Origin of the sequence: Pseudomonas sp. GD03862, from assembly GCF_029840855.1 — a bacterium.
In the GTDB taxonomy this organism is placed as follows: Bacteria; Pseudomonadota; Gammaproteobacteria; order Pseudomonadales; family Pseudomonadaceae; genus Aquipseudomonas; species Aquipseudomonas alloputida.
This window is the reverse complement of record NZ_JAOCDI010000026.1, coordinates 62,977-85,859: the sequence shown is the minus strand read 5'-3', so window position 1 is coordinate 85,859 and position 22,883 is coordinate 62,977. Positions and strand designations below refer to the sequence as shown.

Here is a 22,883-nt window from a genome sequence, read left to right as displayed (position 1 = left end):
GGGTAAACCCGCTCCTACAAGGGTTACGTAAGCCTCAGGCATACCAGGTCGTTGTAGGAGCGGGTTCACCCGCGAAAGGGCCGGGCCTGAGGGCCAATCTCTACCCGCCGCTCACCGTTGTCGCCGCCACCGTATTCGCGGGTAAACCCGCTCCTACAAGGGTTACGTAAGCCTCAGGCATACCAGGTCGTTGTAGGAGCGGGTTCACCCGCGAAAGGGCCCGCACAGGCAACAAAAAACCCGAAGCCAGTCACCTGACTCCGGGTTTTCACATACCGCCTATGGCGCCTTACTTGGCCACAGTCTCAACAGCACCGCCCGCATTCACCTGGCGACGCGACTTGACCATGTACACCACCAACATCGCAAGCAGCCACACCGGGATCGCATACACCGACACCTGGATGCCCGGGATCATCAGCATGATGCCCAGAATCAGCACCACGAAAGCCAGCACCACATAGTTGCCGTACGGGTACCACAGTGCCTTGAACAGCGGCTTCTGGCCGGTACGGTCGAGGTGCTGACGGAACTTCAGGTGCGAGTAGCTGATCATCGCCCAGTTGATCACCAGGGTGGCCACGACCAGCGACATCAGCAGTTCCAGCGCGTTTTGCGGCATCAGGTAGTTCAGCAGCACGGCGACGAAGGTCACGGCAGCCGACACCAGGATCGAACGCACTGGCACGCCCCGCTTGTCGACCTTGGCCAGCGACGCCGGGGCATCGCCCTGCTCGGCCATACCCAGCAGCATGCGGGCGTTGCAGTAGGTGCCGCTGTTGTACACCGACAGCGCCGCAGTCAGCACCACGAAGTTCAGCAGGTTGGCAGCCACGTCACTGCCCAGCAGCGAGAACACTTGCACGAACGGGCTGCTGCCGTAGCTGCCACCCGAGGCGTCGATGCTGGCGACCAGGTTGTCCCACGGGGTCAGCGACAGCAGCACCACCAACGCACCGACATAGAAAATCAGGATGCGGTAGATGACCTGGTTGATCGCTTTGGGGATCACGGTCTTTGGCTTGTCGGCCTCGGCGGCGGTGAAGCCGAGCATTTCCAGGCCACCAAAGGAAAACATGATGAAAGCCAAGGCCATTACCAGCCCGCTGACACCGTTGGGGAAGAAGCCGCCGTGTGTCCACAGGTTGGCCACGGTGGCCTCAGGGCCGCCGCTGCCGCTGGTCAGCAGGTAGGCACCCAGGCCGATCATGCTGACGATGGCGACCACTTTGATGATGGCGAACCAGAATTCGGCTTCACCGAAGAACTTCACGTTCATCAGGTTGATGGCGTTGATCAGCACGAAGAAGGCTGCCGCCGTGACCCAGGTGGGGATCTCCGGCCACCAGTAGTGGACATACTTGCCGACCGCCGAAAGCTCCGACATACCCACCAGGATATACAGCACCCAGCAGTTCCAGCCCGACAGGAAGCCGGCGAACCCACCCCAGTAGGTGTGGGCGAAATGGCTGAACGAACCGGCCACCGGCTCTTCGACGATCATTTCACCCAGCTGGCGCATGATCATGAAGGCGATGAAGCCGCAGATCGCGTAGCCAAGGATCATCGACGGGCCGGCGGATTTCATCACGCCTGCCGAACCGAGGAACAGGCCGGTACCAATCGCACCGCCGAGGGCGATCAACTGGATATGGCGGTTCTTCAGGCCCCGCTTTAGCTCGCCTGAATGCATGTTTTGTCCACTCATGAACGAAGTCACCTGCATTGTTTTTATCTGTGACGGAATCGGACCCACCGCGCTCGTGGCGCAGCGGAATGGGCAAGGTGGTTACCTTGGGTTTCTTGACCTCAGGTGCCGCCGGAGCGGGTCAACCAGGCGTGATCAAGAGTGCGCGGTACGCAAGAGGGTCACAGGTAAAACGCGGCGCACTGTATACCCCTGCAAACGCGCAGGCGTCAACGCGTTGCATCGTTTCCTCGGGAAAAAACGCAGCGTTCCTGTGGTACAGGCCTTCAAAGGCGAAGTGATCGGCGTACATGGCGCCTCCATTTGTTGTTTTGTCAGCCCGGCTCTTTGGACGGGCTCCTGCACAAGGCAATGGCGGCTATAACACCGTGGGGACGGGGGTTTGGGCAAGGGTGGCTAGCGCCATGGCGACGGCTTTGGCACTGGGGCACCGGCAAGGTTTGTTTACACGATCGGGCTTGATCTGAAATGCAGGCTGAAAACGGCCACATTCGTACAGTTTTCTTTACAGGGCGGATCAAGAACTTGCCAGTCGTCCGAAAAATTCTTTCTGCTCAATATCTTGGGCCGCTTGGCGCGCATTCCCGCAGGCATAAAAAAACCAGCCCGAAGGCTGGTTCCTTGATTACCACGCTGGCTTATCAGCCACGCGGCTTGCCGCGACCACGGCCTGCCGGCTTGTCACCATCAGGCTTGCCCGGACGCTTGCGCATCTCGCTCGGGCGCTCAGCCACCGTGCTGCCACGGGTGGGTTTGCGCGGCGCTTCTTCACGCGGCTGACGCGCCGGGCGTTCGCCAGTAGCGGCACCTTCGTGGGCCGGGCGCAGGTTGCGCACGCGCTCGCCACGGCCCAGCGGGCGGGTCGACTTGCGCTGCAGGCGCTCCATCTTGTCCTTGGCCTTGAGCTTCATGGCTGGCAGCGCGACCGGCTGCAGGCCGACTTCGGCGGCGAGGATGTCGATTTCGCCCTGGGTCATTTCGCGCCAGCGGCCCATCGGCAGGTCGGAGTTGAGGAACACCGGGCCGAAACGCACACGCTTCAGGCGGCTGACCACCATGCCCTGGGATTCCCACAGGCGACGCACCTCACGGTTACGACCTTCCATCACCACGCAGTGGTACCAGTGGTTGAAGCCTTCGCCACCCGGTGCCTTCTGGATATCGGTGAACTTGGCCGGGCCGTCTTCCAGCATTACGCCGGCTTTCAGGCGCTCGATCATCTCGTCGTCGACTTCACCACGCACACGTACCGCGTACTCACGGTCCATCTCGTAGGATGGGTGCATCAGGCGGTTGGCCAGTTCACCGTCGGTGGTGAACAGCAGCAAGCCAGTGGTGTTGATGTCGAGACGACCGATGTTGATCCAGCGGCCTTCTTTTGGCCGTGGCAAGCGGTCGAACACGGTCGGGCGCCCTTCCGGGTCGTCACGGGTGCAGATTTCGCCGTCGGGTTTGTTGTACATGATCACCCGGCGGGTGGCCTCGGCGGCCTCCTCGCGCTTGATCAGCTTGCCGTCGACGGCGATGGCGTCGTGCAGGTCGACGCGCTGGCCAAGGGTGGCCTCGACGCCGTTGACCTTGATGCGACCCTGGCTGATCCAGGCCTCGACGTCACGCCGCGAGCCCACGCCAATGCGCGCCAGCACTTTCTGCAGCTTTTCGCCGGATGGCGGGGTGATTTCGGTTTCTTTCAGGTCTTGCTCACTCATCTGGGCACCTCCCGGTGTAGGAATGAAAACAGGTTTCTGGCGACGAACGCGCCAAAAGGCCGCGCATCATACGCGGTTCATCAGGGGAACGCACTGGAGGGTAGAGGGTTTTGTGGGGCTGGGCATGATTTTCTGCCCAGTGGGCTTTGTGCTGACCTCTTCGCGGGCACGCCCGCTCCTACAGGTACGCGCAACCTTCGGGACCTGTGATACCCCTGTGGGAGCGGGCTTGCCCGCGAAGAGGCCAGCACAGGCAGCAGATCAATCAGGGCTGAGCCTTGATCTCCTCCTCCACCGGAGGCTCAGGCTCTTCTCCCCGCAGATCATCAAAATCGGTTTTCAAACCGTCTTCCATGGCATCCAACTCCACCAACAGGCTACGGAAGCTGGTCTCCTCTTTCGGCTCACCAACCTCCTCTTCCCCAAAGCTGGCATCCGCCAACGCCTGCAGGTGCGCAGGCACCGGCGCATCATCCGGGTCAAGTTGCGGCTCTGGTTCCATTTCGCGCAGCTCGGCCAAGGCCGGCAGGTCTTCAAGGCTCTTGAGGTTGAAATGGTCGAGAAACGCCTTGGTGGTGGCGAACATCGCCGGCCGCCCGGGCACTTCGCGGTAGCCGACCACGCGAATCCACTCGCGCTCCATCATGGTCTTGATGATATTGCTGTTCACCGCAACGCCCCGCACATCCTCGATTTCACCACGGGTGATCGGCTGGCGGTAGGCAATCAGGGCCAATGTCTCAAGCAGCGCACGCGAATAGCGCTGCGGGCGCTCTTCCCACAGGCGCCCGACCCAAGGGGCATAATCCTCGCGAATCTGCAGGCGATAGCCGCTGGCCACCTCCTTGAGCTCGAACGCACGGCCATCGCACGACTTGCCCAGCACCTCCAGGGCCTGCCTGAACACCTTGGGCTCGGGGCGCTCGGCTTCCTCGAACAGCTCGTACAGGCGCTCCAGGGATTGCGGCTTGCCCGAAGCGAGCAAGAAGGCTTCGATCAGCGACGCCAGGTCGCGGGGTTCATTCAGGTTCATTGGGTTCTTCAACTGGCGCCGGGCGAAGCCGCACGTGAATGGCGGCGAAAGGTTCATTCTGCACAAGTTCGATCAGCGATTCCTTCACCAGTTCGAGAACGGCCATGAAGGTCACCACCACGCCCAGCTTGCCCTCCTCGGCAGCGAACAGCGCGATGAACGGCACAAAGGCGCCGCCCTTGAGACGCTCCAGCACCTGGCTCATGCGCTCGCGGGTGGACAAGGTCTCACGGGTGATCTGATGGCTTTCGAACAGGTCGTTGCGGCGCATCACCTCGGCCATGGACATCAGCAGCTCTTCCAGGCTGACCTGAGGCAACAGCTTGCGTACCTTGGCCTGCGGCGCTTCCAGGCGCGGCACCACCACCTCGCGCCCGACCCGTGGCAATTCGTCGATGCCCTCGGCGGCAGCCTTGAAGCGCTCGTATTCCTGCAGGCGGCGGATCAGTTCGGCGCGTGGATCACCCTCCTCCTCCTCGACGTCGGCGGAACGCGGCAGCAGCATGCGTGACTTGATCTCGGCCAGCATGGCAGCCATCACCAGGTATTCGGCGGCCAGTTCAAGGCGCACGCTTTTCATCAGCTCCACATAGCCCATGTACTGCCGGGTGATCTCGGCCACAGGGATGTCGAGGATGTCGATATTCTGCTTGCGGATCAGGTACAGCAACAGGTCCAGCGGGCCTTCGAAAGCTTCGAGGATGACTTCAAGGGCGTCCGGCGGAATGTACAGGTCCAGCGGCAGCTCGGTCAGGGCTTCACCATAGACCAGCGCCAACTGCAGTTGCCGAGGCTCCTCGACCCGTTCGGCCGGCGCCTCAGGCGCTTCCAGCTGGTTCACGCGTTGACCAGGAACGGCGTGGGGTCGCCACAACCTTCGCGGATCAGTTCCGGTTCGTCGCCGGAGAGGTCGATGATGGTCGACGCCTTGAGATCGCCGAACCCGCCATCGATCACCAGGTCGACATGGTGCTCCAGCCGTTCACGGATCTCGTAAGGGTCGGTCATCGGCTCGCTGTCGCCCGGCAGGATCAGGCTTACGCTCATCAGTGGCTCGCCCAACTCGGCCAGCAAGGCCAGGGTGATGGCGTGGTCCGGTACACGCAGCCCGATGGTGCGACGCTTATCGTGCAACAGCAGGCGCGGCACTTCACGCGTGCCGTTGAGGATGAAGGTGTAAGGCCCCGGCACATGCGCCTTCAGCAAGCGGAAGGTGCCGGTGTCGACCTTGGCGTACAACCCCAGTTGCGACATGTCGCAGCACATCAGGGTGAAGTTGTGCGTCTTGTCCAGCCCGCGCAGGCGCCGCACCCGCTCGATTGCCGACTTGTCGCCTATCTGGCAACCCAGCGCATACGCCGAATCCGTCGGATACACCACCACACCCCCCTTGCGGATGATCTCGACGGCCTGTTTTATCAGGCGCGCTTGTGGGTTCTCCGGATGAATCTGGAAAAATTGGCTCACGTAATCGTCCTGTTCATAGCGCCAAAGGCTGTTCATGGCTGAATCGACGCCACAAAGGTGGCAGATCCTCGGGCAAAGGCCGATAGGCACCGATCTCGCCCCAGGTGCCGGGGCCGTGGAAGTCACTGCCAGCGCTTGCCAGCAGGCCGAACTCACGGGCAAGGATGGACATGGTGCCCACTTGCTCGGCAGGCATCATCCCGTTGACCACTTCAAGCGCCTGCCCTCCTGCCTGAATATAGTCGGCAATCAGCCGCCTGCGCTTGCTGCGGGTCAGGTCGTAGTGCATGGGATGCGCCAGGCTCACCCAGGCGTTGGACTGCCTCAGCGTGGCAACGGTTTCGTCGAGCGTCGGCCAGTGCTGCTTGACGTCGCCCAGCTTGCCGGCGCCCAGCCACTTGCGAAACGCTTCACCACGGTCCTTGACGTGCCCGGCCCGCACCAGATACTCGGCAAAATGCGGGCGCGCCGGGGCGTTGCCGCTGTCACCCAACTCGTGCTGCACGGCGCGCGCGCCTTCGAGCGTGCCGGGCATGCCCTTGGCCGCCAGCCGTTTGTCGATTTCTTCGGCGCGCAGCCAGCGGCCGTGGTGCAACGCTTGAATCGCCGCCAGCAACGGTGGCGCGTCGAGCGGGAAGTCATAGCCCAGCACATGGATGGTTGCGCCGCCCCACGTGCACGACAGCTCCACCCCGCTGACCCAGCGCATCCCCAGGTCAGCGCAGGCCTGGCGCGCTTCGGGCAGGCCTTCGAGGGTGTCATGGTCGGTCAGTGCCAGCGCTTGCACCCCATGCTCATGAGCCCGGGCAACCAGTACCGAAGGCGACAGGGCGCCGTCGGAGGCCGTGCTGTGACAGTGCAGATCAACATTCATAGAGGAGCGCTTTCGCTGGAATCGATGTTTGTTATTATGCCGTCACATCCCGATTCTGGCTGCCATTGTGAAACAATTCATCGATTTCATCCCGCTGCTGCTGTTCTTCATCGTCTACAAGCTTGACCCGCGCCCCATGGAAGTCGCCGGCCATCACTTCGAATTTGGCGGCATCTACAGCGCCACGGCCATGCTGATCATCAGCTCGCTGGTCGTGTACGGCGCACTGTTCCTGCGCCAGCGCAAGCTGGAGAAGGGCCAGTGGCTGACGCTGATCGCCTGCCTGGTGTTCGGTGGCCTGACACTGACCTTTCACAGCGAAACCTTCCTCAAATGGAAAGCCCCCGTCGTGAACTGGCTGTTCGCCCTGGGTTTTGCCGGCAGCCACTTCATCGGCGATCGGGTGCTGATCAAGCGCATCATGGGCCACGCCCTGACCCTGCCTGATGCCATCTGGACGCGCCTGAACCTGGCCTGGATCGCTTTCTTCCTGTTCTGCGGCGCGGCCAACCTGTTCGTCGCCTTCACCTTCCAGGACTTCTGGGTGGACTTCAAGGTGTTCGGCAGCCTGGGCATGACCGTGATTTTCCTGGTGGCGCAAGGCGTGTACCTGTCGCGCCACCTGCACGATGACCCTTCTACCTCCAAACCCAAGGATTGACATGCTCTACGCCATTATCGCCAGCGACGTCGCAAACTCCCTGGAAAAGCGCCTGGCTGCCCGCCCGGCGCACATCGAACGCCTGCAGCAGCTCAAGGCCGAAGGCCGCGTGGTACTGGCGGGCCCACACCCGGCCATCGACAGCAACGACCCGGGCGAAGCGGGTTTCAGCGGTAGCCTGATCGTTGCCGAATTCGAGTCGCTGGCAGCCGCGCAGACCTGGGCCGATGCCGACCCGTACATCGCTGCCGGCGTGTACGACAAGGTTGTGGTCAAGCCGTTCAAGCAAGTACTGCCTTGACCTGAGACGGCACGGCCCTCTTCGCTACAAGGCACCCACAAACCTTCGGATCTGTGCGATCGCCCGTAGGAGCGGGTTCACCCGCGAAAGGGCCGAGCCTGCTGGCCAATCCCCACCCACCGTTCACCGTTGCCGCCGCTACCGTATTCGCGGGTAAACCCGCTCCTACGATGGTGGTGGACACACGTCGGTGGTTGGACACAGCCCTTTGTAGGAGCGGGTTCACCCGCGAAAGGGCCGGTCCTGCTGGCCAATCTCCACCCGCCGTTCACCGTTGCTGCCGCTACCGTATTCGCGGGTAAACCCGCTCCTACACAGATTGGTGGTGGACACATCTCGGTGGTTGGACACAGACCGCTGCAGGAGCGGGTTTACCCGCGAAGAGGGCCACGCGTTACCAGCAGTTATACTCAGGCCATCAGTCTGCGGTATCTTTGCCACTGGCGGACCGAATCACCGCCGTCAATGGTTGAATTGAGTGAGTCATGAGCGAGCTGTTACTGATTGATGATGACCAGGAACTGTGCGAGCTGCTCGGCAGCTGGCTGACCCAGGAAGGGTTTTCCGTGCGTGCCTGCCACGATGGCCAGAGCGCACGCCAGGCCCTGGCTGAGCATGCCCCTGCTGCCGTGGTACTGGATGTGATGTTGCCCGACGGCAGCGGCCTGGAGCTTCTCAAGCAGCTGCGCAGCGAGCATGCCGAGCTGCCGGTGCTGATGCTGTCAGCCCGCGGCGAGCCGCTGGACCGCATTCTCGGCCTGGAACTGGGCGCCGACGACTACCTGGCCAAACCCTGCGACCCGCGTGAGCTCACTGCCCGCCTGCGCGCAGTACTGCGCCGCAGCCACCCCACCGCCACGACCAGCCAGATGGAACTGGGTGACCTGGTCTACAGCCCTGCGCGGGGCGTGGCCAGCATCGATGGCCGGGAAATGACCCTGACCCTGTCCGAAAGCCGTATTCTTGAAGCGCTGCTGCGCCAGCCCGGCGAACCGCTGGACAAACAGGAACTGGCGCAGATCGGCCTGGGCCGCAAACTGACCCTGTACGACCGCAGCCTGGACATGCATGTCAGCAACCTGCGCAAGAAGATCGGCCCCCACGCCGATGGCCGGCCACGCATTGTGGCGTTGCGTAGCCGTGGCTATTACTACTGCCTGTAAACACACCGGGGCCACTGCGCGCCCCTTCGCGGCACAAGGCCGGGCTGCACGGCCCCTTCATCTTTACTTTGCCTTTACCATCCCCTGACTGCGCTTGACGGTGATCTCCCTAGACTGTGCTCATCCGGTAATCACCGGCCTATGAAAGGAGAGACACCATGCGCAAGACCCTTATCGCCCTGATGTTCGCTGCCGCTTTGCCGACCGTGGCCATGGCCATGCCTGACGGCGGCCCGCGCCACGACGGCCCGCATCATCGCGGTGATGCGCCTTTCCACCAACTGGACCTGAGCCGCGATCAGCGCCAGCAGATCGGCAAGCTGATGGGCGAGCAAATGCAGCAGCGCCGCGACATTACCGAGCGCTACCTGTCCAAACTGCCGGCCGCCGACCAGAAGGCCATGAAGGATGAGCTGCAAGCCAGCCGCGAAAAGACCGACAGCGCAGTGCGCAAGTTGCTCACGCCTGACCAGCAGAAGAAGTTCGATGAACTGCAAAAAGAACGCGCCGCCAAGAAAGCCGAGTGGCAGGAGTTCCAGGCCTGGAAAGCTGAAAAAGGCGCCAAGGCCCAGTAAGCTGTCCGCCCCATGCCCGGCCCGCATCACTGCGGGCCGGGCTTTTCCCGTTTAGGAGGTGCACTTGCGTTCACTGTTCTGGCGCATCCTGGCCAGTTTCTGGCTGGCCATCACCCTGGTCGCAGGCCTGTCGATCCTGCTGGGGCACATGCTCAATCAGGACGCCTGGATCCTCAGCCGTCACCCGGGCCTGAATACCCTGGCCAGCAAGTGGACAAAGCACTACGAGCAGGAAGGCCTGGAGGCGGCACAGCACTTTCTGGAACGACGCAAGGACCGCTACAAGATCGACGTGCAGGTGCTCGACGATAGCGGTGAAGCCGTGGTGCCCGGTACCTTCCCACGCCGTGCGGCAGCCTTCGAAGCGCGCCAGCACAATGACCAGCGGCGCCTGCCATGGCGCCGGCTGACCGAGGAATACACCAGCCCCGACACCGGCGAAACCTACTTGCTGATCTACCGCATCCCCCACCCGGCGCTGGATGCCTGGCACCGTGAAAGCCTGCTGTGGCCGCTCAGCGCCCTGGGCATTGCCTTGGTCGTGCTGACCCTGTTCAGCCTGCTGGTGACGCTGTCCATCACCCGCCCGCTAAGCCGCCTGCGCAGTGCCGTACACGACCTGGGCCAGACCACCTATCAGCAGAACAGCCTGGCACGGCTGGCAGCGCGGCGCGACGAGTTTGGCGTGCTGGCCAAGGACTTCAACAAGATGGGCGCACGCCTGCAAAGCACCATTGGCAGCCAGCGCCAGCTGCTACGCGACGTGTCCCACGAACTGCGCTCGCCACTGGCCCGGCTGCGCATCGCCCTGGCCCTGGCCGAACGCGCCGAGCCTGAGCAGCGGCAAGCGCTGTGGCCGCGCCTGACCCGCGAATGCGACCGCCTGGAAGACCTGATCAGCGAAATCCTCGCCCTGGCCCGGGTGGATGCCGAACAAGCCCATGCCGAACCGGTCGACCTCAATGCACTACTCGGCAGCGTGCGCAAGGACGCCCTGCTGAGCGCGCCGGATCAGGACGTGCGCCTGGAGGCGCAGCCAGGTTTGAGCTTGCAGGGTTGGCCAACGCTGATCGAGCGTGCCGTTGACAACCTGCTGCGCAATGCCCTGCGCTTCAACCCGGCGGGCCAGCCGGTCGAGGTCAGCGCCGCGCGCGAGCAGGACCGCATCGTGATCAGCGTGCGTGACCATGGGCCTGGGGCGGCAGAGGAGCACCTGGCGCAACTGGGTGAGCCGTTCTTCCGCGCGCCGGGGCAGGAAGCGCCGGGGCATGGCCTGGGGCTGGCGATTGCGCGCAAGGCAGCGGAGCGCCATGGCGGTAGCCTGGTGCTGGAGAATCATCCACAGGGTGGGTTTGTGGCCAGGCTGGAGTTGCCCCTGGCTGAAGCGGCAGGCAGTTGATGGGGTGCAAAGGCGCCAGGCCTCTTCGCGGGTAAACCCGCTCCTACAGGGGATGTGGAGCGGGTTCACCCGCGAAGAGGCCGGATGCCTTGATGCATGAATCAGCCCAAGGCCAGGTTACTCACCCCAGCTACTGACGAAATCAGCCGTTTCCAGCACCGGCGCCGTCCGCGGCTCGGTCAGCGGCGTGCCGACATACAGGTAGCCGATCAGCTCCTCGTTCTCGGCCAACCCCAACCCCTTGTGCACATGGGCATCGAAAGCCATGTCACCGGTACGCCACACCGCGCCGATCCCCTGCGCGTGCGCAGCAATCAGAATACCGTGCGCCGCACAGCCCGCCGCCAGGCGCTGCTCGGACTTGGGCACCTTGAAATGGTCCTGCAACCTGGCCACCACCACGATCAGCAACGGCGCCCGCAGCGGCATGGCACGGGCCTTGTCCAAGGCTGCCTGGCTGGCATCGCCCTTATGCTGCACGGCTTCGGCGAACAGCTCACCCAGCTTCTCGCGGCCCTGGCCTTCGATGGTTAGAAAACGCCACGGCCGCAGCTGACCATGGTCCGGGGCGCGCAGGGCAGCCTGGAACAGCGCCTCGCGCTGGGCGGCATTGGGCGCCGGGTCAGTCAGGCGTGGCACGGAAACACGGTTGAGCAATGCGTCGAGAGCCTCCATCGGCTACCCTCCTGGCAGGTGAATGTGCGGCCATTCTAGCGTTTACATCACCAGACCCATAGGTAGAATGGCGCCCTTCCGTTTCGAGTCTGAGCAGATCACATGGCGTTGCCGACCTTAAGGATTATTGGTTTCATCATCGGCATCTTCCTGATTACGCTGGCCGTGAGCATGGCCGTGCCCATGGCGACCCTGGTGATCTTCGAGCGCACCGGCGACATGCCGTCGTTTCTCTGGTCGAGCCTGATCACCTTCATCGCCGGCCTGGCCCTGGTGGTGCAGGGGCGCCCGGAGCATGTACACCTGCGCCCGCGCGACATGTACCTGCTGACCGTCAGCAGTTGGCTGGTGGTGTGCGTGTTCGCCGCGCTACCGTTCCTGCTGACCCAGCACATCAGCTACACCGACGCCTTCTTCGAAAGCATGTCAGGCATCACCGCCACTGGCGCCACCGTGCTCAGCGGGCTCGATAACATGTCACCGGGCATCCTCATGTGGCGCTCGATGCTGCACTGGCTTGGCGGTATCGGCTTCATCGCCATGGCGGTGGCGATCCTGCCGCTGCTGCGCATCGGTGGCATGCGCCTGTTCCAGACCGAATCGTCCGACCGCTCGGAAAAGGTCATGCCGCGTTCGCACATGGTCGCCAAGTCCATCGTGGGTGTTTACGTCGGTTTCTCGATACTCGGCGCGCTGGCCTTCTGGTGGGCGGGCATGAGCCCGTTCGATGCAATCAACCATGCCATGTCGGCTATCTCTACCGGCGGGTTCTCCACCTCCGACCAGTCATTGGCGAAATGGGATATCCCGGCCGTGCACTGGGTGGCGGTGGTGGTGATGATCATGGGCAGCCTGCCGTTCACCCTTTACGTAGCCACCCTGCGCGGCAACCGCAAGGCGCTGATCCGCGATCAGCAGGTGCAAGGCTTGCTGGGCATGCTGGTGGTCACCTGGCTGGTGCTGGGCACCTGGTACTGGTACAGCACCAACCTGCACTGGCTCGATGCCCTGCGCCATGTGGCGCTGAACGTGACCTCGGTGGTCACCACCACCGGCTTCTCCTTGGGTGACTACAGCCTGTGGGGTAACTTCTCGCTGATGCTGTTCTTCTACCTGGGCTTCGTTGGCGGCTGCTCCGGCTCGACCGCAGGCGGCATCAAGATTTTCCGCTTCCAGGTGGCCTACATCCTGTTGAAGGCCAGCCTCAACCAGCTGATTCACCCGCGCGCGGTGATCAAGCAGAAATACAACGGCCATCGCCTCGACGAAGACATCGTGCGCTCGATCCTGACGTTCTCGTTCTTCTTCGCGATCACCATCTGTGTCATGGCGCTGCTGTTGTCGCTGCTGGGCGTGGACTGGATGACCGCGCTGACCGGCGCCGCCGGCACGGTTTCGGGTGTAGGCCCGGGCCTGGGTGAAGTGATCGGCCCGGCGGGCAACTACGCGACACTGCCTGACGCGGCCAAATGGATTCTGGCGGCCGGCATGCTGCTGGGTCGCCTGGAAATCATCACGGTGCTGGTGTTGTGCATGCCGGCGTTCTGGCGTCACTGAGCACTTCGCCTTCCGCGCCCAGGCGGGCGCGGTACTCGCTGGGCGTGGCATCGAACCAGCGGCGGAACGCCCGATAGAAGTTGCTGGGGTCGGCAAAGCCCAGCAGGTAGGCGGTTTCCAGCAAGGTCATGCCCGGCTGGGCCAGGTATTGTTCGGCCAGTTCGCGGCGCGTGTCGTCAAGCAAGGTCTGGAAGCTGGTGCCTTCCTCCTGCAGCCGCCGTTGCAAGGTGCGCTGCGACAGGTGCAGGGCCTGGGCCAGGGTTTCGCGCTTGGGCTCACCTTGCGGCAGGATGCGGCACAACACCTGGCGCACGCGGTGGCTGACCCGGCTTTCGGAGAAGCGTGCCAGGTACTCGCCGGCAAACCGGTCGTGCAGCACCGCCATGGCCTCGTTGGCGGTCGGCAGCGGGGCCTCCATGTCGGCCCGCTCGAACACCAGCGCATCATGTGGGGCGCCGAACACCAGCGGCGAATGGAACGCCACCTTGTAAGGCTCGACATTCTTCGGCTGCGGCCCCTGCACCAGTACCCGCCGCGGCTGGACCGGCCGGCCACTGAGCCATTTGCACAGCGCCAGCGCACAGGCCAGCGACGCTTCGGCGCTGTGCCGGGTTGGCGGTAGGTGGTCGCCGTGCACGGTCAGAATCAGCGAATAGCCCTCGGGGCCGAGGACGAAACTAAGGTCGGAGCTTTCGGCGATGATGCGCTGGTAGCGCACCAGGCGCTCGAAGCCCTCGGCCAGGGTGCGGCTGGACATCAACGCATAGCCCACCACATGGAACGACGCCGGGCGAACCACCCGTGCCATGTTCAGGCCGATGGCCTCATTGCCCGACAGCTCCACCGCCAGTTGCCAGAGGCGGGTCATGGAATCTTGCGGAAAACGTGCATCGGGGTCGTCGAGGGCGGCAAAGTCCAACCCCAATTGCTTGAACATGGCTCTGCAATCCAGCCCTTCCAGTTCAAGTGCCTTCACGATCCCTGATGCCCAACTGGCTGACGTTGTTCTTTCGCTCATGACAGGCTTCTTTTACCGACCGCTCCTGCGGTGAACCCCAAGGATACTCATTTGGCGCCTATTGTCACTGGTAGGCCCCGTCAGTCACTCTAGACTCGAATCAGGCTCCACGCCGTGTATCTTGTCCAGAAGTATTAATCCCGGAGCACTGCCATGAACAGCAAAGCGCAGTTTCGCAGTTTTGCCGAGTTCTATCCGTACTATCTGGGGGAGCACAGCAACCCCACCTGCCGCCGCCTGCACTTCGTCGGCACCAGCCTGGTGATAGCGCTGCTGGCCTACACCATTGGCAGTGGCAAATGGTTGCTGCTGCTGGCCGTGCCGGTGTTCGGCTATGGCTTTGCCTGGGTTGGGCACTTCTTTTTCGAGAAGAATCGGCCAGCGACCTTTACCTATCCGCTGTACAGCCTGGCCGGGGATTTCGTGATGTTCCGGGATATCCTGCTGGGCAAGCTCAGGCTGTAAGCATCTGAGGCCGCTTGGCGGCCCCCTGCCCTCGAGCCTTAAGCCGGCTCGCGCAACGCCGCCACGGCCTGCGCTTCGGCCAGCCGATACAGCTCGACACTGCCGTCCCAATGCTCGATCAGGGCCGTGCACGACTCCACCCAGTCCCCGCAATTGAGGTAGTCCACCTCACCCACCTTGCGGATCTCGGCATGATGGATATGCCCGCACACCACCCCGTGAAAACCACGGCGGGTGCACTCATGGGCAATGGCGTTCTCGAAGTCGCTGATGAAGTTCACCGCGCCTTTCACCTTGTGCTTGAGGTACGCCGACAGCGACCAGTAACCATAGCCATACCGCGCACGCCAGTGGTTGAGCCAGCGGTTGAGCACCAAGGTGAATTCGTAGGCGCGGTCACCCAGAAACGCCAGCCAGCGGTGGTAACGGGTAATCACATCGAACTGATCGCCATGGACCACCAGCAGTCGGCGGCCATCGGCTGTCAGGTGCTCGGCCTCGTCTACCAGCTGAATGTTGCCCAGAATCAACTTCGAGTAGCGGCGCAGGAATTCGTCATGGTTGCCGGTGACGTAGATCACCTCGGTACCGCGCTTGCTCATGGTCAACAGCCGGCGAATCACGTTGGTGTGGGCTTGCGGCCAGTAGATCCCGCCGCGCAGCTTCCAGCCATCGATGATATCGCCCACCAGATAGACGCGATCAGCCTGGTAGCCCTTGAGAAATTGCGACAGGTGTTCGGCCTGGCAGTCGCGGGTACCCAGGTGCACGTCGGAGATCCACAGGGTACGCACGCGTTGCTTGCGCGAGGGGCGGGACAGTTCGGCATGGGTCATGGGCAGGCTCCGGCGCAGTTTGCTGGAGACTGGCAGGCGCACATGACAGCGCCATGGCAAAACGGTGACGAGTGATGGCGTGCAGGGATTGAGGCACAATGGGCGCCTGCCCTGCGAGGAAGCCCCCATGACCGCCGGCCCGATCCTCTCGCTGCGCCATTACCGCGACAGCCTGATCGCCCATAGCCACGAACACCCGCAACTCGTGTTCGGCCTGCGCGGCCGCCTGGAGTTCGAGGTCCAGGGGCATGGCGCCGGCATCGATCGCCAGGGGCTGATCGTGGTCCCGGCGGGTGCTCATCACACGTGCGCCAGCGATGCCGGCAGTGATTGCCTGGTGCTTGATGTGCCAGGGGAGCCTTGGCTGCGCGAGCACCTGGGCGAGCATGCCGATGCCAGCCGCCGCCTGCTCGACCGCCCCGCCGCCGTAAGCCTGGATGAGCGCCAGCAGCAACTGGTGGACTGGCTGGCGACCAGCCCCGTGCACGACCCACTGATTGCCCGTCAGGGCGCGGCACTGCTGCTGGCCAGCCTCAACGCCACGGCGGCAGCCAGCGTGCACCCCAGCCAGCGCCTGCCCTACAGCGCCTTCGATGCGCATATCGAACAGCATGCTGCCTACCCGCTGCAGGTTGCCGACCTTGCACGCATCGCCGGGCTGTCCATTGCCCGGCTGCATGCGCGATTTACTGCGGAGTGCGGGATGACTCCGATGGACTACATTCGCCAGCGGCGTTTGCTCAAGGCGCGGCGGCTAATCGTGCAGACCGTGCTGCCGATGGGCGAAATTGCGGCGCAGGTGGGGTATAGCTCGCAAAGTGCCTTTTCAGCGGCGATGCTGCGGGCGTTCGGGTGTACACCTTTGGCTTTGCGGCGAGAGTCTGGCGATAACTGACAGCAGTCTTGCGACAGAATGTGTTTGCCTGAGGCTTTAGACTTTGCCTTTACCGGCCCTTTCGCGGGTAAACCCGCTCCTACAGGATGCCCCCGCCTGAAGGTTGTGCAAAAACCTGTAGGAGCGGGTTCACCCGCGAAAGGCCCGGCACTGCCTGTAGAGATCTCCATCAAGGACTACCATGAACCACCGCACCGCCCTCGGCGCACTGCACATTGGCGCGCTGTTCTTCGGCCTTACCGGCGTCTTCGGCAAACTGGCCACCAGCGCCAGCCCGGCGATCATCGTCTTCGGTCGCGCTGCCTTCGCCGTACTCGCCCTGGCCCTGTTCGCCAGCCTGGCCGGCCCGGGCTGGCAACGCCTGAGCAGCCAGGATACGCGCCGCCTGCTGCTCGGTGGTGTGCTGCTGGCCGGCCACTGGGTCAGTTTCTTCATCGCCGTCAAAGTGGGCGGCGTAGCCATCGCCACCCTCGGCTTCGCCAGCTTCCCGGCCTTTACGGTGATCCTCGAAAGCCTGCTGTTCCGCGAGCGTATCCACCGTAACGAAGCCGTCTTGGTCGTGCTGGTCAGCATCGGCCTGATATTGGTCACACCGGCATTCGACCTGGCCAGCGAAGCCACCGGCGGCCTGCTCTGGGCATTGCTCTCGGGCCTGCTGTTCTCGCTGCTGTCACTGACCAACCGGGCCGGCTCCGGCCGTTTGCCTGCGGTACAGGCCGCACTGTGGCAAAACCTGGTGGTGGGCCTTTGCCTGCTGCCGTTCGCAGCGCCCGGCCTGGCCGACGTTGCGGCCCTGGACTGGCTGTGGATCGCCCTGCTCGGCATCTTCTGCACGGGTGTGGCGCACAGCCTGTTCGTCGCCAGCCTGGCGGTGATCAAGGCGCGCACCGCCGCGGTCGTGTTCGGCATGGAGCCGGTCTACGGCATTGCCGTGGCCTGGGCAGTGTTCGCCGAAACCCCGACCGTGCGCATGCTGCTGGGCGGCGCGCTGATCATCTTCGCTATCGTGCTGTCCAGCCGTCTGGCTGCCGAGCAACCGCCCAGGCAGCGACCACTGACCGAGGGCGCCTGATCAGCGGTCGTTGTGACCAAGATCACGCTGCGGGTCGACCTGGTCGCGCACCCGCTGCTTCAGTACCTTCGCTTCGGGGAAACCACCGTCGGCCTTGCGCTCCCAGATCTGCACGCCATTGCAGGTGATGCGGAAGATACCCCCGGTACCCGGCTCCAGCGCTACCCGGCCAAGGTCGTCGGCAAAGGTACTGAGCAGTTCCTGAGCCAGCCAGGCAGCACGCAGCAGCCACTGGCACTGGGTGCAATAGGTGATGACGATTTCCGGCTTGTGGTCAGCCATGGTGAAACATCTCCAGGTAAGGGGCCGCTTATACTAGCGGTCTTTAGCCCACGGTTTGAGACTCACGATGCGCCGTTTGCTGTTCTGTTTTCTGCTCGTCCTTACCTCGTTTACGGCAATCGCGGCGGAACCCGCCAGGCCCAAGGTCGGCCTGGTGTTGTCTGGCGGTGCGGCCCGTGGCCTGGCCCACATCGGCGTACTCAAGGCGCTGGAGGAACAGGGTGTGCGCATCGACGCCATCGCCGGCACCAGCATGGGCGCGGTGGTCGGCGGCCTGTACGCCTCGGGCTACAGTGTCGAAGAGCTGGAAAAACTCGCGACCACCCTTGACTGGCAACAGGCGCTCTCCGATGCACCGCCGCGCGAGGATGTGCCGTTCCGGCGCAAGCAGGATGACCGCGACTTTCTGGTCAAGCAGAAGCTCAGCTTTCGCGACGACGGCAGCCTGGGCCTGCCGCTGGGTGTGATTCAGGGCCAGAACCTGTCACTGCTGCTGGAAAGCAAACTGGCGCATACCGCCGATACCCGCGACTTCGACAAGCTGCCCATCCCCTTCCGCGCCGTGGCCACCGACATCGCCAGTGGTGAAAAAGTCGTATTCCGCCGTGGTCACCTGCCCCAGGTAATCCGCGCCAGCATGTCGATCCCCGCCGTGTTCGCCCCGGTCGAACTGGACGGCCGTCTGCTGGTGGACGGCGGCATGGTCGACAACATTCCGGTGGATGTGGCCCGCGAAATGGGCGTGGACCTGGCCATCGTGGTCGACATCGGCACCCCGCTGCGCGATCGCAAGCAATTACTGACGGTGGTCGACGTGCTGAATCAGTCGATCACTTTGATGACCCGGCGCAACTCCGAAGAACAACTGGCCAGCCTGCACCGCGACGACATCCTCATCCAGCCATCGCTGACCGCCTTCGGCGTGACAGATTTCGGCCGTGCACGCGACATGATCGACGCCGGTTACCGCGCCACTCGCCTGCTTGACCCGCGCCTGGCCGCCCTGCGCCAGCTCGAGGGCGACGCCAGCCTGGCCGTGGCCCGCTCGCCGCGCCAGCGCACGCCGGTAATTACCGCAATCCGGATCGAAAACGACTCCAAGGTCAGCGATGATGTGATCCGCTCGTACATCCGCCAGCCGATCGACGCACCGCTGGAACTGGACCGCCTGCAGACCGACATGGGTACGCTGTATGGCCTGGACTACTTCGACAGGGTGCAGTACCGCGTGGTGCACAAGGGCAACGACCACACCTTGGTGATCAACGCCCGCGGCAGACGCGGCGGCACCGACTACCTGCGCCTGGGCCTGAACCTGTCCGATGACCTGCGCGGCGACAGCGCTTTCAACCTGGGCGCCAGCTACCGGGTCAACGGCATCAACAGCCTTGGCGCCGAATGGCTGACCCGCGGCCAGATCGGTGACCAGCAAGCGCTGTACAGCGAGTTCTACCAACCCCTGGATGTGGGCTCACGCTACTTCATCGCGCCATACCTGGACCTGGGCTCGCAGAACATCGAAGCCACCCTGGACAACGACCCCGTCGCCGAGTATCGCCTGGAGCGCTACGGTTTTGGCCTGAACGTAGGCCGGCAGATCGGCAACAGCGGTGAAGTGCGCCTGGGCGTGGGCAAGGCCTGGGGCGAGGCCGAGGTGCGCATCGGCGACCAGGACCTGCCCAAAGTCAGTTTCAACGAAGGTTTCTACGAGCTGAAGTACTCGTTCGACACCCTCGATAACGTGTACTTCCCGCACCATGGCGAGGACATCGGCCTGACCTTGCGCAAATACGACAAGTCGCTGGACTCCGACCAGGATTACCGGCAGTGGCTGTTCACTCTGGACAAGGCCATCAGCAGCGGGCCGAACACGTTCGTGCTGGGTGGGAGCTACGGGCGCACGCTGGACGATACCGAAGTGGTGACGTCGAGCTTCGTGATGGGCGGGGCGCGACAGCTGTCAGGCTTCCGCGAGGACTCGGTATCGGGGCAGAACGCGAGCCTGCTGCGCATGGTCTATTACCGCCGGCTGACGCCGCGGGCCTATGTGCCGCTGGACTTCCCGCTGTACATCGGCGGCTCGCTGGAGCGTGGGCGGGCGTGGAACAACGACAACGAATTCGACAGTGGGTACATCAATGCGGCGAGCATCTTCCTGGGGCTGGATACGCCTCTAGGGCCGCTGAACTTCAGCTACGGCGCCAACAGTGCGCATGAGCAAGCGGTGTACCTGAACCTTGGGCACACCTTCTGAGGCTTGCACTGCACCTGCATCGATGGGGGAGCTCAGGACTTTTCGAGGTTGGCCAGGATCTTGGCATGCACGCGCATACAGACCTGCAATTCCGCCTCGTCCACGCCGGTAAACAGCTCTACCCGCAGCTGGTTGGCGATGGTCTCGATCTGATCGATCAACGGCTTGGCCGGCGGGCACAGCACAATCTTCTTCGCCCGCCGATCCTCCAGCACCGCCTGCCGGCGCACCAGCCCTTGCGCTTCCAGGCTGTCGAGCAGACGCGCCAGGGTCGGGCCTTCGACGCCTACGCTCTGGGCCAGCTCACGCTGTGTCGGGGCTTCTTCGAAGCGGGCCAGGTGCAGCAACACCAGCCAGCGCGCCTGGGACAGGTTGAGCCCGGCCAGGCGGCGGTCCAGCTCGGCACGCCAACCTCGGGACATCTGAGCCAATTGCATGCCAAAGCGGTGTTGGTTGTCGTTCAGGGGCATAAGGAACTCATTGGAGTAGATCTAATTATTAGGCAGCTAACCATGCCCTGCCCCACGAGGCAAGGCTCGGCCATGGTTACGCGTTCGATAATCGTCAAAAAGCATGACAAAGGTCAGCAGATGGCGCTTCTGCCTTCGATCCTGCATGCGTTTACAATTCGAATTCCGCTGCCAGCGCTGCGCGCACGCAATAGAGTACGCCCTCCGGCACCCGTGCCCCGAACTGCGGGGCAATGGCCGACACCGGTGGCAGTTCCCCCTCGCCATCAAGAAAGGCGTCCTGCACCTCCATCATCAGGTCTTCCGGCAGGTCGATGGCCTGGTCCAGACTCAGTTCCTGGCGGCCCAACGCCTCGGCCAGCAGGCTATACACGTTCTTCTCGCTGCAATTGAGCTGCCCGGCGATCTGCGCCGGGGTCATGCCGGCACGGGCCAGGCTGACCAGTTCGTGGCGCAGGTCGAGCACCACTTTCGGTGCCTCGTCGGTGCCACCGCTGTTGTTCAGCACTTCGAGGAACGCCTGGCCGTAGCGCTCCAGCTTGCGCGCCCCCACACCGCTGACCTGGGCCATGTCGCTGAGGCTGACCGGCTGGCTGCGCAGCATCTCCAGCAGTGTCGAGTCGGGGAAGATGACGTAGGGCGGCACACTGTGTTCTTCGGCCAGCTTGCGGCGCAGGGTACGCAGCGCTTCCCACAGATCGCGCTCTTCGGCACGCACCAGCTGGCTGGCCGGGCTGCCGCCGCTGGACGACGAGGTTTTGGCCGTGGTCTGCGGTTTGAGATCACGGCGCAGTTGCAAGGTCACCTCGCCGCGCAGCAGCGGCCGACAGCTGTCGGACAGGCGAAGACCGCCGTAGCCTTCCAGGTCGATATCGACCAGGCCGCGCGCCACCAGCTGACGGAACAGTGAGCGCCACTCGACCTCGGCCAAGCCTTTGCCAACGCCGAATACCGACAGCTTCTCGTGGCCGAAATTGCGCACCTTCTCGGTGTCCTTGCCCAACAGCACATCGACCAGGTGGCCAACACCATAGCGCTGGCCCGTGCGGAACACCGCCGACAGCGCCTGGCGGGCCGGCTCGGTAGCGTCCCAGGTCTGGATGTTGTCGACACAGTTGTCGCAGTGCCCGCACGGTTGTTCGAGGATCTCGTCGAAGTACGCCAGCAGCGACTGGCGGCGGCAGCGCGTTTCTTCGCACAGCGCCAGCATGGCGTCCAGCTTGTGCTGCTCGATGCGCTTGTGGCGCTCGTCGCCTTCGGAGTTCTGCAGCATCTGCTTGAGCATCACCATGTCCTGCAGCCCGTAGGCCATCCAGGCATCGGAGGGCAGGCCGTCACGGCCGGCCCGGCCGGTTTCCTGATAGTAGGCCTCAAGCGATTTGGGCAGGTCGAGGTGAGCAACGAAGCGCACGTTGGGCTTGTCGATACCCATGCCGAAAGCAATGGTAGCGACCATGATCAGCCCTTCCTCGTTCAGGAAGCGATGCTGGTTGGCCGCCCGCGTCTCGGCGGCCAGGCCGGCGTGATACGGCAGCGCGGGGAACCCCTGACTACAGAGGAAGGCGGCGGTTTCGTCGACCTTCTTGCGCGACAGGCAGTAGACGATGCCAGCGTTGCCACGACGTTCGCCGAGGAAGGCCATCAACTGCTTGCGCGGTGCCTCCTTGGGCACGATGCGGTAGAAGATGTTGGGCCTGTCGAAACTCGACAGGAAGCGCTCGGCGCCTTGCAGGTGCAGGCGCTGAACGATCTCCTCGCGGGTTCGCATGTCGGCCGTAGCGGTAAGCGCAATGCGCGGCACATGCGGAAACAGTTCGGCCAGCTGACCCAGTTGCAGGTACTCGGGGCGGAAATCGTGGCCCCATTGCGAAACGCAGTGGGCCTCGTCAATGGCGAACAACGAGATGTCCAGATCGCGCAGGAAGTCGAGCATGCGCGGCTGCACCAGGCGTTCCGGCGCCAGGTACAGCATCTTGACCTCACCACGGCGCAGGCGCCCGGCCAGTTCACGCTGCTGCTCCGCCGTCAGGGTAGAGTTCAGGGCGGCCGCAGACACACCCAGCTCGTCAAGGGTGGCGACCTGGTCGTCCATCAGCGCGATCAGTGGCGATACCACCACCGTCAGGCCCGGGCGCAGCAGCCCCGGCACCTGGAAACACAGCGATTTGCCGCCACCGGTGGGCATCAGTACCAAGGCATCGCCGCCATTGGCCACGCATTCGATGATCGCTGCCTGGCGCCCACGGAAACTGTCGTAGCCGAAGATGTCCTTGAGAACGCGCTGAGCCTGTTCGAGCATGTGCAACTCCAAATCGCCGTACCATCCTGGATAAAGGCTGGACGAAAAACCCGCCCCGCACACGCCAAATGCGTAAGCGGTTTTTGCCAGGCAGCCGTTGAAACCTGCCCCTGGATGAAAAATCGCGGAGTATACCGCAGCACCGTGCTGCACATGCACCGCGGCGATAG

General features: G+C 63.4%; 22 protein-coding genes. 10 read left to right on the top strand and 12 right to left on the bottom strand.

What is annotated here, in order from left to right:
- Positions 1-289 precede the first annotated feature (289 nt).
- The 6 genes from N5D53_RS17560 to N5D53_RS17535 all read right to left on the bottom strand — a co-directional run bounded on the left by N5D53_RS17560 (position 290) and on the right by N5D53_RS17535 (position 6,791).
- Positions 290-1,708: an amino acid permease gene (locus N5D53_RS17560; protein ID WP_010955183.1), complete on the bottom strand. Its 1,419-nt coding sequence runs from the start codon at positions 1,706-1,708 to the stop codon at positions 290-292.
- A gap of 641 nt (positions 1,709-2,349) precedes the next feature.
- A complete protein-coding gene (gene rluB, locus N5D53_RS17555) occupies positions 2,350-3,417 on the bottom strand; it encodes a 23S rRNA pseudouridine(2605) synthase RluB (protein WP_003254539.1) in 1,068 nt (355 codons plus the stop codon).
- A 265-nt stretch (positions 3,418-3,682) separates the two neighbouring features.
- Positions 3,683-4,450 (bottom strand): SMC-Scp complex subunit ScpB, encoded by a 768-nt coding sequence (scpB, locus tag N5D53_RS17550; protein WP_190869610.1) that lies wholly within the window; start codon positions 4,448-4,450, stop codon positions 3,683-3,685.
- Complete coding sequence (locus N5D53_RS17545; RefSeq protein WP_162490571.1) at positions 4,437-5,177, bottom strand: ScpA family protein; 741 nt, start codon at positions 5,175-5,177, stop codon at positions 4,437-4,439. Before N5D53_RS17545 ends, scpB begins: the two co-directional genes overlap by 14 nt.
- A 110-nt stretch (positions 5,178-5,287) precedes the next feature.
- Positions 5,288-5,917 carry an L-threonylcarbamoyladenylate synthase gene (locus N5D53_RS17540; RefSeq protein WP_014590089.1) on the bottom strand — a complete coding sequence of 210 codons (630 nt, stop codon included), beginning with the start codon at positions 5,915-5,917 and terminating at the stop codon, positions 5,288-5,290.
- 13 nt (positions 5,918-5,930) lie between these two features.
- Positions 5,931-6,791: a PHP domain-containing protein gene (locus N5D53_RS17535; protein ID WP_104961025.1), complete on the bottom strand. Its 861-nt coding sequence runs from the start codon at positions 6,789-6,791 to the stop codon at positions 5,931-5,933.
- Positions 6,792-6,858: 67 nt separating this feature from the next.
- Between N5D53_RS17535 and N5D53_RS17530 the strand changes: the two genes are divergently transcribed.
- The 5 genes from N5D53_RS17530 (at position 6,859) to N5D53_RS17510 (ending at position 10,890) form a co-directional block, all read left to right on the top strand.
- Complete coding sequence (locus tag N5D53_RS17530) at positions 6,859-7,452, top strand: septation protein A (RefSeq protein WP_010955188.1); 594 nt, start codon at positions 6,859-6,861, stop codon at positions 7,450-7,452.
- A 1-nt stretch (position 7,453) separates the two neighbouring features.
- Positions 7,454-7,753 (top strand): YciI family protein, encoded by a 300-nt coding sequence (locus N5D53_RS17525; RefSeq protein ID WP_003254549.1) that lies wholly within the window; start codon positions 7,454-7,456, stop codon positions 7,751-7,753.
- Between the two features lie 485 nt (positions 7,754-8,238).
- A complete protein-coding gene (locus tag N5D53_RS17520) occupies positions 8,239-8,916 on the top strand; it encodes a response regulator transcription factor (RefSeq protein ID WP_020193052.1) in 678 nt (225 codons plus the stop codon).
- Positions 8,917-9,074: 158 nt separating this feature from the next.
- A complete protein-coding gene (locus tag N5D53_RS17515) occupies positions 9,075-9,491 on the top strand; it encodes a Spy/CpxP family protein refolding chaperone (protein WP_104961023.1) in 417 nt (138 codons plus the stop codon).
- A 58-nt stretch (positions 9,492-9,549) separates the two neighbouring features.
- Positions 9,550-10,890, top strand: coding sequence for a HAMP domain-containing sensor histidine kinase (locus tag N5D53_RS17510; protein ID WP_104961022.1), 1,341 nt, complete (start codon positions 9,550-9,552; stop codon positions 10,888-10,890).
- A 117-nt stretch (positions 10,891-11,007) separates the two neighbouring features.
- Here the strand turns inward: N5D53_RS17510 and N5D53_RS17505 are convergent, their stop codons facing one another.
- On the bottom strand, positions 11,008-11,565 hold the full coding sequence (locus N5D53_RS17505) for an NAD(P)H nitroreductase (protein ID WP_010955191.1): 558 nt from the start codon (positions 11,563-11,565) through the stop codon (positions 11,008-11,010).
- A 102-nt stretch (positions 11,566-11,667) separates the two neighbouring features.
- On the opposite strand from N5D53_RS17505, the gene N5D53_RS17500 reads away from it, so the two are divergent.
- Positions 11,668-13,122 (top strand): TrkH family potassium uptake protein, encoded by a 1,455-nt coding sequence (locus N5D53_RS17500; protein WP_020193572.1) that lies wholly within the window; start codon positions 11,668-11,670, stop codon positions 13,120-13,122.
- Here N5D53_RS17500 and N5D53_RS17495 read toward each other — a convergent pair.
- On the bottom strand, positions 13,079-14,140 hold the full coding sequence (locus N5D53_RS17495) for an AraC family transcriptional regulator (RefSeq protein WP_104961021.1): 1,062 nt from the start codon (positions 14,138-14,140) through the stop codon (positions 13,079-13,081). The genes N5D53_RS17500 and N5D53_RS17495 overlap by 44 nt on opposite strands.
- 153 nt (positions 14,141-14,293) lie before the next feature.
- Here N5D53_RS17495 and N5D53_RS17490 point away from each other — a divergent pair, with 153 nt between their 5' ends.
- Complete coding sequence (locus tag N5D53_RS17490; protein ID WP_014590083.1) at positions 14,294-14,605, top strand: DUF962 domain-containing protein; 312 nt, start codon at positions 14,294-14,296, stop codon at positions 14,603-14,605.
- A 38-nt stretch (positions 14,606-14,643) separates the two neighbouring features.
- Here N5D53_RS17490 and N5D53_RS17485 read toward each other — a convergent pair whose 3' ends face one another.
- Entirely contained in the window at positions 14,644-15,441 is a 798-nt protein-coding gene (locus tag N5D53_RS17485) for a UDP-2,3-diacylglucosamine diphosphatase (protein ID WP_021783434.1), read from the bottom strand.
- Positions 15,442-15,568: 127 nt separating this feature from the next.
- Here N5D53_RS17485 and N5D53_RS17480 point away from each other — a divergent pair, with 127 nt between their 5' ends.
- Both N5D53_RS17480 and N5D53_RS17475 read left to right on the top strand, forming a co-directional pair.
- Entirely contained in the window at positions 15,569-16,336 is a 768-nt protein-coding gene (locus tag N5D53_RS17480) for an AraC family transcriptional regulator (protein WP_104886533.1), read from the top strand.
- Between the two features lie 181 nt (positions 16,337-16,517).
- Positions 16,518-17,408, top strand: coding sequence for an EamA family transporter (locus N5D53_RS17475; RefSeq protein WP_104961019.1), 891 nt, complete (start codon positions 16,518-16,520; stop codon positions 17,406-17,408).
- On the opposite strand, the gene N5D53_RS17470 is transcribed toward N5D53_RS17475, so the two are convergent.
- Entirely contained in the window at positions 17,409-17,690 is a 282-nt protein-coding gene (locus tag N5D53_RS17470) for a SelT/SelW/SelH family protein (RefSeq protein WP_020191239.1), read from the bottom strand. It lies immediately after the preceding gene.
- A gap of 67 nt (positions 17,691-17,757) precedes the next feature.
- On the opposite strand from N5D53_RS17470, the gene N5D53_RS17465 reads away from it, so the two are divergent.
- The gene (locus N5D53_RS17465) at positions 17,758-19,944 is read left to right on the top strand and encodes a patatin-like phospholipase family protein (protein ID WP_104961018.1); all 2,187 of its coding nucleotides are present in this window, start codon (positions 17,758-17,760) and stop codon (positions 19,942-19,944) included.
- A gap of 32 nt (positions 19,945-19,976) precedes the next feature.
- Here N5D53_RS17465 and N5D53_RS17460 read toward each other — a convergent pair whose 3' ends face one another.
- Together N5D53_RS17460 and recQ are read right to left on the bottom strand one after the other, a co-directional pair.
- Positions 19,977-20,414 (bottom strand): MarR family transcriptional regulator, encoded by a 438-nt coding sequence (locus tag N5D53_RS17460; RefSeq protein WP_020191241.1) that lies wholly within the window; start codon positions 20,412-20,414, stop codon positions 19,977-19,979.
- A gap of 151 nt (positions 20,415-20,565) precedes the next feature.
- Positions 20,566-22,713, bottom strand: a complete 2,148-nt coding sequence (gene recQ / locus N5D53_RS17455) for a DNA helicase RecQ (RefSeq protein WP_010955199.1) — start codon at positions 22,711-22,713, stop codon at positions 20,566-20,568.
- Between the last annotated feature and the right edge of the window lie 170 nt (positions 22,714-22,883).

Coding starts and splice junctions, on each gene's coding strand:
- N5D53_RS17560 (WP_010955183.1), bottom strand. CDS start 1,708: ATGAGTGGACAAAACATGCATTCAGGCGAGCTAAAGCGGGGCCTGAAG.
- rluB (WP_003254539.1), bottom strand. CDS start 3,417: ATGAGTGAGCAAGACCTGAAAGAAACCGAAATCACCCCGCCATCCGGC.
- scpB (WP_190869610.1), bottom strand. CDS start 4,450: ATGAACCTGAATGAACCCCGCGACCTGGCGTCGCTGATCGAAGCCTTC.
- N5D53_RS17535 (WP_104961025.1), bottom strand. CDS start 6,791: ATGAATGTTGATCTGCACTGTCACAGCACGGCCTCCGACGGCGCCCTG.
- N5D53_RS17525 (WP_003254549.1), top strand. CDS start 7,454: ATGCTCTACGCCATTATCGCCAGCGACGTCGCAAACTCCCTGGAAAAG.
- N5D53_RS17520 (WP_020193052.1), top strand. CDS start 8,239: ATGAGCGAGCTGTTACTGATTGATGATGACCAGGAACTGTGCGAGCTG.
- N5D53_RS17515 (WP_104961023.1), top strand. CDS start 9,075: ATGCGCAAGACCCTTATCGCCCTGATGTTCGCTGCCGCTTTGCCGACC.
- N5D53_RS17505 (WP_010955191.1), bottom strand. CDS start 11,565: ATGGAGGCTCTCGACGCATTGCTCAACCGTGTTTCCGTGCCACGCCTG.
- N5D53_RS17500 (WP_020193572.1), top strand. CDS start 11,668: ATGGCGTTGCCGACCTTAAGGATTATTGGTTTCATCATCGGCATCTTC.
- N5D53_RS17495 (WP_104961021.1), bottom strand. CDS start 14,140: ATGAGCGAAAGAACAACGTCAGCCAGTTGGGCATCAGGGATCGTGAAG.
- N5D53_RS17490 (WP_014590083.1), top strand. CDS start 14,294: ATGAACAGCAAAGCGCAGTTTCGCAGTTTTGCCGAGTTCTATCCGTAC.
- N5D53_RS17485 (WP_021783434.1), bottom strand. CDS start 15,441: ATGACCCATGCCGAACTGTCCCGCCCCTCGCGCAAGCAACGCGTGCGT.
- N5D53_RS17480 (WP_104886533.1), top strand. CDS start 15,569: ATGACCGCCGGCCCGATCCTCTCGCTGCGCCATTACCGCGACAGCCTG.
- N5D53_RS17475 (WP_104961019.1), top strand. CDS start 16,518: ATGAACCACCGCACCGCCCTCGGCGCACTGCACATTGGCGCGCTGTTC.
- N5D53_RS17470 (WP_020191239.1), bottom strand. CDS start 17,690: ATGGCTGACCACAAGCCGGAAATCGTCATCACCTATTGCACCCAGTGC.
- N5D53_RS17465 (WP_104961018.1), top strand. CDS start 17,758: ATGCGCCGTTTGCTGTTCTGTTTTCTGCTCGTCCTTACCTCGTTTACG.
- N5D53_RS17460 (WP_020191241.1), bottom strand. CDS start 20,414: ATGCCCCTGAACGACAACCAACACCGCTTTGGCATGCAATTGGCTCAG.
- recQ (WP_010955199.1), bottom strand. CDS start 22,713: ATGCTCGAACAGGCTCAGCGCGTTCTCAAGGACATCTTCGGCTACGAC.